Below are 10,361 nucleotides of genomic sequence, written 5' to 3' on the forward strand. Positions count from 1 at the left end.
CCCAGCCTAGTGGTCACCGGCGCGGGCGTGTCCGCCGTGCTCGCCGAGCGGGGCCCCGGCCCAGGTCATCAGCCCCGCGGGGACGGTCCGGGGACCCGGCGTCAGCAGGTGCTCGCGCAGCCGCAGGAAGTGGCCGAGCGGGTCCTCGGAGAACCGCTCCCAGGGGAAGGACGTGGCGTACGGGCCGATCAGACGCAGCTGGGCGCGGGCGTCCTCCCAGCGGTCCAGGCGCATCAGGACGTACAGGAGCTTGTTGCGGATCTGAGCGGGCCACGGGTCGGCCGACGGGAAGCGGGCGGAGAGGTCGAGCGCCCGGTCGGCCGCGGCCTCCAGCCGGGGGCGCGGGACCTCGGGACCACAGCCGTCGGTCAGATAGCTGAAGGCGGCCCGGGCCGGCAGGGCCTGGACGAGCGCGTCGGCCGGGGCGTCCTGTGCGGCCTGTTCGGCGAAGTCGAAGCACTCGTGGTGCGAGGCGCGGGCGGTGTGCGGGGTGTCCCCCCACAGGACGCAGCAGGAGGCGGCCAGGTAGCGCAGCGCGGCCACATGGCAGCCGTAGTGGTGCGGGGCGCGCCGGACGGCCGCCTCCCACAGCTCCTCGAAGTACCGGTGGCCGGCCCGTGAGCCACGCGCGTGGTCGAGGGCGATCCGCCAGGGCACCGGGTCACGGTCGTCGGCGCGAGCGGCGGCGGTGATCAGCGGGCTCACCTCGCGCAGCAGCTCGGCGCGGGCCGGTGAGGCCCAGACCCGGTCCACCGCCAGCTGTGCCTGGACCAGCAGGACGCCGGGGTCGTCCGGGGCGGCCGTGCGCCAGGCGTCGAACCACTCGGAGCGCGAGCGGGCGAAGGCGGCCAGGTGCCGTACGTACCGGTCGTGGTTCTCCCAGAAGGCTGCGGCGCGGGTGTCGGCCAGCAGGCGGGCCGCGGCGTTGTACTCGCCCCGGCCGGCCGCGACCAGCGCGGGCGAGAGCCGGTCGTCGGGCGCGTCGAGCACGGCCTCGTCCCCGGCCGGAGGACGCCCGGCCGGGCGTGCGGAGCGTTTGGTCATCCGGGTGGGGCGGATGAACGAGGGCAGCAGAGCCATGGTGCCGACCATTGAAAGTCCGCAGGTCGGCCGCGCGCCAGAGGCTTCGGGCAAGTCATGGAAAGTTGTATGGCCGACGGTCAAGGACCGGTAAAGGTGATAGGTCAACTTTTGAGTCGTCCGGGCGCAACCGTCACCCTTGTCCCCTCAGCCACGCCGCAGCAGCCGGGTCGCCCCCGCCGCCACCGTCGTCGCCAGGATCCAGCCGAGCAGGATCATCGCGGCCGCCAGCCACTGCCAGCCGCCGCGCAGCTGCCACTGGCCGCCCTGGCCGAGGTCGATCACCGGCAGCAGCAGGTCCAGTGTGAACAGGGCCGGGCTCCAGTACGGGTGGCCGTCGTGGTTCATCGGCGGGTGGTCCGCGTGCGCGAACGCCAGCGTGCCCGCCGCCCACAGCACCGCCATCCACACGGCGGCCCGCCCCGGCCGGTAGCCGTAGGCCACGGTCCAGTCCTGCACGAACCCCCAGACCTTAGCGGCCGGCGGCAGCGTCTCGCGGCGCCGGCGCTGCTTGGCGAGCAGCACCTCCCGGGCGTCCTCGTCCTCCCCGGCCGCCCGCAGCACGGCCGCCAGGCGCTCGTACGGCTCCGGGGCGTACTCGGCGGTGGCCGCCGCGATCCAGTTCAGCCGGCCGGTCAGCGGGAACGGGCCGCGCGGGACCAGGTTCTCGTACACGAAACCGCCCATGTGCAGACTGCCGGGGCCCGGCCAGCTCGCCGCCCGGTCCACCAGGTTGACGATCCGCGCGCCGGACAGCAGCACCTGACCGCGCTGCGGCGCGTCCCCGAGGAAGCGCAGTTCCGGCGTCTGCATCCGGCGCATCGACAGCACCTGGTCGTCGGTGAGGACGAACCGGGCCCGCTCCAGGTCGACGGCGTCCCCGAACCGCCCGTCGTCCAGTCGCAGCCCGCCCCGGCACTCGAACGGCTGAATCCGTGTCCCTCGTGCGGGTGTCGTGCCGCTCAGCAGGGGGCTGCCCACACCGGCCGGGGTCAGGTACAGGGTGCGCTCGACGGTCAGCTGGGGGGCGTTGAGCGCGTAGCGGGAGTACGGGTTGTCGAGGCGCGCGCCGCGCAGGCTGAGCGAGACGCCGACCTGCGCGGCGCGCAGGCTCAGCTCGCCGTGCGACTCCAGCAGCTCCGCCTGCAGGTCCTGGCCGACGGTCAGACCGTCCGCCGCGATCGACCGCCCGCTGCGGTCACGGTGCACCACCGACTGGTTGAGCAGCAGGTCGGTGCCGATGTGCGCGTCCGTCAGCCGGACGCCGTGCTGGAAGCGGCAGCGCGGCAGATGCAGATCGCCCTCGGTGTGCAGCCGGGCGGCCTCCAGCCGGGGCACCGCGCAGTCCACCAGGCGTACGGTCGTGAACCGTGCCTCGGGCAGCAGGACCTCCTGGTCGAAGCGGCAGCCGCGCAGCTCGAGGTAGGGCTGCACGGTGCCGCCCGAGAGGTCCAGGGTGCCGGTGATCCGTACGCCGGTCAGCTTCAGCGAGGACACCCGGCCCGCCAGCGCGGGCGGCCCGTCCAGCAGCAGCCAGGCCACGATCCGCGCCCGCACCGAGCGCTCCGGGCCCCAGGGGTGCCCGCCGTGCGGGTCGTCCACGACGGTATCCCCGCTGCTCAGGTCGTACACGGTGCCGTTGCGGAAGGCCTGCCACATGCCCGCCTCGGCCGCGGTCAGCTCGTCCGGCAGCTCCCCGGCGACGATGCCCGCCCCCTCGGTCACCTTTCTCCTCTCCCGGTCCCAGTGCTTTCGTACAGCCGTTCATGCCCGCTGGGTGACGCCCGGAACACTAGAGGTGAAGGTGATCTTCCGAGTTCGGCCACGTTCTGTATCAGCCATTGATACGCGCCAACGGCTCGCGACGTCGGTCTGAGAGAATTGGGACTGTGATTTCCCGAATCGATCTGCGCGGCGACGCCCTTCCCGAGGGCCCCGCCCTGCGCGACCTGCTGCCCCGAGCCGACTTCGACGTCTCGGCCGCCCTGGAGAAGGTGCGCCCGATCTGCGAGGCCGTGCATCATCGGGGCGACGCGGCGCTGATCGACTTCGCCGAGAAGTTCGACGGAGTACGGCTGGAATCCGTCCGTGTCCCGGCCCAGGCCCTCTCCGACGCGCTGGAAGGCCTCGACCCGGCCGTGCGCGCCGCGCTGGAGGAGTCCATCCGCCGCGCCCGTCTGGTCCACCGCGAGCAGCGCCGCAGCACGCACACCACGCAGGTCGTGCCCGGCGGCTCCGTCACCGAGAAATGGGTGCCGGTCGACCGCGTGGGGCTGTACGCACCGGGCGGCCGCAGCGTGTACCCGTCCTCCGTGATCATGAACGCCGTCCCGGCGCAGGAGGCCGGCGTCCCCTCGATCGCGCTCGCCTCCCCGCCCCAGGCGGAGTTCGGCGGGCTGCCGCACCCCACGATCCTCGCCGCGTGCGCACTGCTCGGCGTGGACGAGGTCTACGCGGCCGGCGGCGCCACCGCCGTCGCGATGTTCGCCTACGGCACCGAGTCCTGCCCGCCGGCCAGCATGGTCACCGGCCCCGGCAACATCTGGGTCGCCGCCGCCAAGCGCTTCTTCACCGGCAGGATCGGCATCGACGCGGAGGCCGGCCCCACGGAGATCGCGATCCTCGCGGACGACACCGCCGACCCGGTGCACGTGGCCGCGGACCTGATCAGCCAGGCCGAGCACGACCCGCTCGCGGCGGCCGTGCTGGTCACCGACTCCGTCGAGCTGGCGGAAGCGGTGGAGAAGGAGCTGGAGCCCCAGGTCGCGGCCACCAAGCACGTCGAGGACCGGATCGTGCCCGCCCTCAGGGGCCGGCAGTCCGCGATCGTGCTGGTCGACGGCGTCGAGGAAGGCCTCAGGGTCGTCGACGCGTACGGCGCCGAGCACCTGGAGATCCAGACCGCCCAGGCGGCCCGGGTCGCCGACCGGGTGCGCAACGCGGGCGCGATCTTCATCGGCCCCTGGGCCCCCGTCTCGCTCGGCGACTACGCGGCCGGGTCCAACCACGTCCTGCCCACCGGCGGCTGCGCCTGCCACTCCTCGGGCCTGTCCGTGCAGTCCTTCCTGCGCGGTATCCACATCGTCGACTACACGAAGGACGCGCTGGCCGAGGTCGCGCATCACGTGGTGACGCTGGCGGAGGCGGAGGACCTGCCGGCGCACGGCGCGGCGGTCAAGGCGCGGTTCGGCTGGAAGGTACCCGAGAGCAAGTGAGCGACGTGAGGATCGACGATCTTCCCGTACGGGACGAACTGCGCGGCAAGTCCCCCTACGGCGCGCCCCAGTTGGACGTCCCCGTACGGCTGAACACCAACGAGAACCCCTACCCGCTGCCCGAGCCGCTGGTCGAGCGGATCGCGGAGCGGGTGCGGGAGGCCGCCCGTGACCTGAACCGCTATCCCGACCGGGACGCGGTCCAGCTGCGCACCGAGCTGGCCAAGTACCTGACGAAGACCGGGAAGTACCCCCTCGGCATCGAGAACGTGTGGGCCGCCAACGGCTCCAACGAGGTCATCCAGCAGTTGCTGCAGACCTTCGGCGGACCGGGCCGTACGGCGATCGGCTTCGAGCCGTCGTACTCGATGCACGCGCTCATCGCACGCGGCACGGGCACGGGCTGGATCCCGGGTCCGCGGGGCGAGGACTTCACGATCGACCTCGCCGCCGCCGAGCGGGCGATCGCCGAGCACAAACCGGACGTCGTCTTCATCACCACCCCCAACAACCCCACCGGCAACGCGGTGGCGCCGGAGACGGTCCTCGCGCTGTACGAGGCGGCCCAGGCGGCCAAGCCGTCGATGGTGATCCTGGACGAGGCCTACGTCGAGTTCAGCCACGGTCAGTCGCTGCTGCCGCTGCTCCAGGGCCGCCCGCACCTGGTCGTCTCCCGGACCATGTCGAAGGCGTTCGGCGCGGCGGGCCTCCGCCTCGGCTACCTCGCCGCCGACCCCGCGGTCGTGGACGCCGTCCAGCTCGTACGGCTGCCCTACCACCTGTCGGCCATCACCCAGGCGACCGCCCTGGCCGCGCTGGAGCACACCGACACGCTGCTGGGCTATGTCGAGCAGCTGAAGTCGGAGCGGGACCGGCTGGTCGCCGAGCTGCGCGCGATCGGTTACGAGGTCACCGAGTCCGACGCGAACTTCGTGCAGTTCGGCCGGTTCGCCAGCGCCCACGAGGTCTGGCAGAAGATCCTCGACCGGGGCGTCCTGGTGCGGGACAACGGCGTACCGGGGTGGCTGCGGGTGTCCGCGGGGACCCCCGAAGAGAACGACGCGTTCCTCGACGCGGTACGGGACTTGAAGAAGGAGCTTGAGGCATGAACCGCGTTGGACGCGTGGAGCGCACCACCAAGGAAACCTCGGTCCTCGTCGAGATAGACCTCGACGGCACCGGCCGGACCGACATCGCCACGGGCGTCGGCTTCTACGACCACATGCTCGACCAGCTCGGCCGGCACGGTCTGTTCGACCTGACCGTGAAGACCGACGGCGACCTGCACATCGACTCGCACCACACCATCGAGGACACCGCCCTCGCGCTCGGCGCCGCCTTCAAGCAGGCGCTCGGCGACAAGGTGGGGATCTACCGGTTCGGAAACTGCACGGTCCCCCTGGACGAGTCCCTCGCCCAGGTCACCGTGGACCTGTCCGGCCGCCCGTACCTCGTGCACACCGAGCCCGAGAACATGGCGCCGATGATCGGCGAGTACGACACCACGATGACCCGGCACATCCTGGAGTCCTTCGTGGCCCAGGCGCAGATCGCGCTGCACGTGCACGTGCCCTACGGGCGCAACGCGCACCACATCGTGGAGTGCCAGTTCAAGGCCCTTGCCCGGGCTCTGCGTTACGCCTCCGAGCGTGACCCGCGCGCGGCCGGCATCCTCCCCTCCACGAAGGGCGCGCTGTAAAGCCATGAACGGCCTCTCCACCCTGCTGATCGTCGTCGGCCTCTTCCTGGTCGGCGGCATCGTCTCCTTCGTCAAGCAGAAGATGCCCGCGAGCCTGATCGTGCTGCTCTCCATCGGCGCGGGCCTGTGCCTCGTCGCGGGCGTCATGCGGCTGGAGGTGTGGAATTGAGCACCAAGAAGGTCGTGGTCTTCGACTACGGCTTCGGCAACGTCCGCTCCGCCGAACGCGCCCTCGCGCGCGTGGGCGCCGATGTCGAGATAACGCGTGACTTCGACAAGGCCATGAACGCCGACGGGCTGCTGGTGCCGGGCGTCGGCGCGTTCGCCGCCTGCATGCAGGGCCTGCGCGGGGCGCGCGGCGACTGGGTGGTCGACCGGCGGCTGTCCGGAGGCCGGCCCGTGATGGGCATCTGTGTCGGTATGCAGATCCTGTTCGCGCGCGGCATCGAGCACGGCGTCCAGGCCGAGGGCCTGGACGAGTGGCCGGGCACCGTCGAGCCGCTCCAGGCCGAGGTCGTCCCCCACATGGGCTGGAACACCGTCGACGCCCCGGCCGACTCGGAGCTGTTCGCCGGCCTGGACGCCGACGCGCGCTTCTACTTCGTGCACTCCTACGCCGTCCACGACTGGCAGCTGGAGTCGCACAACCCGGTGATCGCGGCCCCCAGGGTCACCTGGTCGACGCACGGCAAGCCGTTCGTGGCCGCCGTGGAGAACGGCGCCCTGTGGGCCACGCAGTTCCACCCCGAGAAGTCCGGCGACGCCGGCGCCCAGCTCCTCACCAACTGGATCGGAACCCTGTAGACCATGGCCAAGCTCGAACTCCTCCCCGCCGTCGACGTCCGCGACGGCCAGGCCGTCCGCCTCGTGCACGGCGAGTCCGGGACCGAGACGTCCTACGGCTCCCCGCTGGAGGCCGCCCTCGCCTGGCAGCGGTCCGGCGCCGAGTGGCTGCACCTGGTCGACCTGGACGCGGCTTTCGGCACGGGCGACAACCGCGACCTGATCGCCGAGGTCGCGGGGGCGATGGACATCAAGGTGGAGCTGTCCGGCGGCATCCGAGACGACGCCTCCCTCGCCGCGGCCCTCGCCACCGGCTGCACGCGCGTGAACCTGGGCACCGCCGCCCTGGAGACCCCCGAGTGGGTCGCCAAGGTCATCGCCGAGCACGGCGACAAGATCGCCGTCGGTCTTGACGTGCGCGGCACCACCCTGCGCGGCCGTGGCTGGACCCGTGACGGCGGCGACCTCTACGAGACGCTGGAGCGCCTCAACAAGGAGGGCTGCGCCCGTTACGTCGTCACCGACATCGCCAAGGACGGCACGCTGCAGGGCCCGAACCTGGAGCTGCTGAAGAACGTGTGCGCGGCGACGGACCGCCCGGTGGTGGCCTCCGGCGGCGTGTCGTCCCTGGACGACCTGCGCGCCATCGCCGAGCTGGTACCCCTCGGTGTCGAGGGCTCCATCGTCGGGAAGGCCCTGTACGCGAAGGCGTTCACCCTGGAAGAGGCCTTGGAGGCTGTGTCGTCATGACGTCCGAAGCCGTGCGGCGCGTGCAGAGCGGAAGTCCCTGGGAAGAGAGTTTCGGTTTCGCACGTGCCGTCGCGGCGGGCGACCGGGTGCTGGTGGCCGGCACGACGTCCTTCCGGGGCGATGTGCTCTACGGCGAGGGCGATCCGTACGAACAGGCCAAGGTGGCCTTCACCAGCGCCCTCGAGGCGATCGGTGAGTTCGGGCTCGGTATCGGGTCCGTGATCCGGACGCGGATGTACCTGACCCATGTGCGGGACGTGGACGCCGTCGGCCGGGCGCACAAGGAGATCTTCGACTCCGTACGCCCGGTCTCGACCCTGCTGGTCGTGGAGGGCTTCGTCGACCCGCGCATCCTGGTCGAAGTGGAACTAGAAGCATTCAGAGGCCAGTAGGGCCTTCTAAGGAGCCGTGACCTCATGACCCTGGCGGTCCGAGTCATCCCCTGCCTGGACGTGGACAACGGCCGGGTCGTCAAGGGCGTCAACTTCCAGAACCTGCGCGACGCGGGTGACCCCGTCGAGATGGCCAAGGTGTACGACGCCGAGGGCGCCGACGAGCTGACGTTCCTGGACATCACCGCGTCCTCCGGCAACCGGGAGACGACGTACGACGTGGTGCGCCGCACCGCGGAGCAGGTGTTCATCCCGCTGACGGTCGGCGGCGGTGTCCGCACGGCCGAGGACGTGGACAGGCTGCTGCGGGCGGGCGCCGACAAGGTGGGCGTGAACACCGCCGCGATCGCCCGCCCCGACCTGATCCGTGAGATCGCCGAACGCTTCGGCCGGCAGGTGCTGGTGCTGTCGGTGGACGCGCGCCGCACCGAGTCGGGTTCCTTCGAGGTGACGACCCACGGCGGCCGCAAGGGCACCGGCATCGACGCCGTCGAGTGGGCGCACCGGGCGGCCGAGCTGGGCGCCGGCGAGATCCTCCTCAACTCCATGGACGCGGACGGCACCAAGGACGGCTACGACCTGGAGATGATCGCGGCGGTCCGCAAGCACGTGACGGTCCCCGTGATCGCCTCCGGTGGCGCCGGCAAGTTGGCGGACTTCCCGCCGGCCATCGAGGCGGGCGCCGACGCCGTGCTCGCCGCCTCGGTCTTCCACTTCGGGGATCTGCGGATCGGCGAGGTGAAGCAGACGCTGCGGGAGGCGGGGCACCCCGTCAGGTAGCCGCGAGGGCCCCGGCCGCCCCTGGGTGGCCGGGGCCCCCTTGATCGCGAATAGGAAAGGAAAGTTGCGCAAAACAGATTGCGCAACTTTCCCTTCCTACCTAGCGTGGCGGCATGGCAGAACCCGAGGCAGGACGTGAGAGGGACCGCCGGATCAAGGACGTGGGCACGCTCAAGGCGCTCGCGCATCCACTGCGGGCGCAGCTGTACCGGCTCCTGATCATCGCGCGGACGGCGACCGCGTCCCAGCTCGCCGAGCAGGTCGACGAGGCCGTCTCGCTGGTCAGCTACCACCTGCGCAAGCTGGCCGGGCACGGGCTGATCGAGGAGGCTAAGGCGCGGAGCGCGGACGGCCGGGAGCGCTGGTGGCAGCCCGCGTCCGAAGGGGTCTCCATCCATGACGAGGACTTCCGCGACGCCCCCGAGAAGGCCGCCGCACACACCGCGGCCAGCCGCCTCTTCTTCGAGCAGCGCGCCGACATGTACCGGCGCCACCTGGACGAGCGGGCCCACTGGAGCGAGGCGTGGACGGCGGCGTCCGACTCCTCGGAGTGGCTGCTGAAGCTCACGGCGGACGAACTGGCCGAGCTGCGGCAGCGGATGAACGACCTGGTGCGCACGTACGAGGAGCGGGGCCGGGCCGCCGTCGCCGCCGGCGACACCGAGGGCCGCGAGAACGTCGCGGTGCACACGTACGGCTTCCCCTTCCGCCTCTGAGAGGACGGTCCGCACCGTGACCGGCACGCTCACGTCCCCGCCCGGCCTGGACGACAGGCCGGCCCACCGCGACCCCAACGTCCTGCGCTGGCTCGGCGCGTACCTCTCCTCGGCGATCGGCGACAACGTCTACTACGTCGCCCTGTCCTGGGCCGCCGTCCAGTCCGGCACTCCCGCTCAGGCCGGTCTGGTCACGGCGGCGAGCGCGCTGCCGAGGGCCCTGCTGATGCTGGGCGGGGGAGTGGTCGCCGACCGCTACGGCCCGCGCCGCGTGATCCTCGGCAGTACCGCTGTCCGCAGTGCACTGATCGTCACCGCCGCCGTCCTGCTCTACGCCACCGCTCCCGGCCTGTGGGCCCTGGGCGCGGTCGCGGTCCTCTTCGGTGTGGTGGACGCCGTGTTCCTGCCCGCCGCCGGTGCGCTGCCGGCCCGGCTCACCGGGCCCGGCCAGCTCGCGCGGGTGCAGGGCATGCGGGGTCTGGCCACCCGGCTCGCCAACGTCCTCGGCGGTCCGTTCGGCGGCCTCGGCATCGCCCTGGGCGGCACCGCCGGCGCGTTCGGGCTCGCCGCGCTCCTGGTTGGCATGTCCCTGCCCTTGTTGTCGGGGGTCCGGGTCGGACCGCTGCCTCCGGACGAGCGGCAGACCCGGCGTGCCGTCCTCGCCGAGCTGCGGGACGGGCTGCGCCGCATCCGCGAGGACGCCGTCCTGCGCCCGCTGGTGCTCGCCGCGGCCCTGAGCGACCTCGGCTTCGTGGGCCCGATGAACCTCGGCCTGACCCTCCTCGCGCAGGCGCGGGGCTGGGGTTCCGCCGGGCAGGGCTGGATGCTGGCCGGCTTCGGGGGGGGGGGGGGGGTGGGGTGCCGGGTGGGCCCCTAGCGCGGGAGGTGGACCCCCCCGTGGGCGCCGGCCCCCTCAAACAGGGGAGTCGGGGGAGGGGGGAAAACG

General features: G+C 72.1%; 11 protein-coding genes and 1 pseudogene. 10 read left to right on the top strand and 2 right to left on the bottom strand.

Features of this window, described 5'->3' with window-relative positions; genetic code table 11:
- Positions 1–6: 6 nt before the first annotated feature.
- Together ACZ7HQ_RS04320 and ACZ7HQ_RS04325 are read right to left on the bottom strand one after the other, a co-directional pair.
- Positions 7–1,092, bottom strand: a complete 1,086-nt coding sequence (locus ACZ7HQ_RS04320; RefSeq protein ID WP_470984420.1) for a hypothetical protein — start codon at positions 1,090–1,092, stop codon at positions 7–9.
- Between the two features lie 135 nt (positions 1,093–1,227).
- The gene (locus ACZ7HQ_RS04325; RefSeq protein WP_470984423.1) at positions 1,228–2,805 is read right to left on the bottom strand and encodes an oxidoreductase; all 1,578 of its coding nucleotides are present in this window, start codon (positions 2,803–2,805) and stop codon (positions 1,228–1,230) included.
- A gap of 164 nt (positions 2,806–2,969) precedes the next feature.
- Between ACZ7HQ_RS04325 and hisD the strand changes: the two genes are divergently transcribed.
- From hisD to ACZ7HQ_RS04375, 10 genes and pseudogenes are all read left to right on the top strand, one after another.
- Complete coding sequence (gene hisD / locus ACZ7HQ_RS04330) at positions 2,970–4,295, top strand: histidinol dehydrogenase (protein WP_470984426.1); 1,326 nt, start codon at positions 2,970–2,972, stop codon at positions 4,293–4,295.
- Positions 4,292–5,404 (top strand): histidinol-phosphate transaminase, encoded by a 1,113-nt coding sequence (locus ACZ7HQ_RS04335; protein ID WP_470984428.1) that lies wholly within the window; start codon positions 4,292–4,294, stop codon positions 5,402–5,404. The genes hisD and ACZ7HQ_RS04335 overlap by 4 nt, the downstream gene beginning before the upstream one ends.
- Positions 5,401–5,994 (top strand): imidazoleglycerol-phosphate dehydratase HisB, encoded by a 594-nt coding sequence (hisB, locus tag ACZ7HQ_RS04340; RefSeq protein ID WP_031166423.1) that lies wholly within the window; start codon positions 5,401–5,403, stop codon positions 5,992–5,994. Before ACZ7HQ_RS04335 ends, hisB begins: the two co-directional genes overlap by 4 nt.
- Positions 5,995–5,998: 4 nt before the next feature.
- Entirely contained in the window at positions 5,999–6,163 is a 165-nt protein-coding gene (locus ACZ7HQ_RS04345; RefSeq protein ID WP_470984431.1) for a hypothetical protein, read from the top strand.
- On the top strand, positions 6,154–6,798 hold the full coding sequence (gene hisH, locus ACZ7HQ_RS04350; protein WP_470984434.1) for an imidazole glycerol phosphate synthase subunit HisH: 645 nt from the start codon (positions 6,154–6,156) through the stop codon (positions 6,796–6,798). Before ACZ7HQ_RS04345 ends, hisH begins: the two co-directional genes overlap by 10 nt.
- Before the next feature lie 3 nt (positions 6,799–6,801).
- Positions 6,802–7,527, top strand: a complete 726-nt coding sequence (priA, locus tag ACZ7HQ_RS04355; RefSeq protein WP_470984437.1) for a bifunctional 1-(5-phosphoribosyl)-5-((5-phosphoribosylamino)methylideneamino)imidazole-4-carboxamide isomerase/phosphoribosylanthranilate isomerase PriA — start codon at positions 6,802–6,804, stop codon at positions 7,525–7,527.
- A complete protein-coding gene (locus ACZ7HQ_RS04360) occupies positions 7,524–7,919 on the top strand; it encodes a RidA family protein (protein WP_470984439.1) in 396 nt (131 codons plus the stop codon). The genes priA and ACZ7HQ_RS04360 overlap by 4 nt, the downstream gene beginning before the upstream one ends.
- Positions 7,920–7,943: 24 nt before the next feature.
- Positions 7,944–8,699 carry an imidazole glycerol phosphate synthase subunit HisF gene (gene hisF, locus ACZ7HQ_RS04365; protein ID WP_470984442.1) on the top strand — a complete coding sequence of 252 codons (756 nt, stop codon included), beginning with the start codon at positions 7,944–7,946 and terminating at the stop codon, positions 8,697–8,699.
- A gap of 113 nt (positions 8,700–8,812) precedes the next feature.
- Entirely contained in the window at positions 8,813–9,415 is a 603-nt protein-coding gene (locus ACZ7HQ_RS04370; protein ID WP_470984444.1) for an ArsR/SmtB family transcription factor, read from the top strand.
- A 16-nt stretch (positions 9,416–9,431) separates the two neighbouring features.
- Positions 9,432–10,268: pseudogene (locus ACZ7HQ_RS04375) on the top strand (MFS transporter); the annotation flags it as partial.
- Positions 10,269–10,361 lie beyond the last annotated feature (93 nt).

Source organism: Streptomyces sp. NPDC037290, assembly GCF_055603245.1.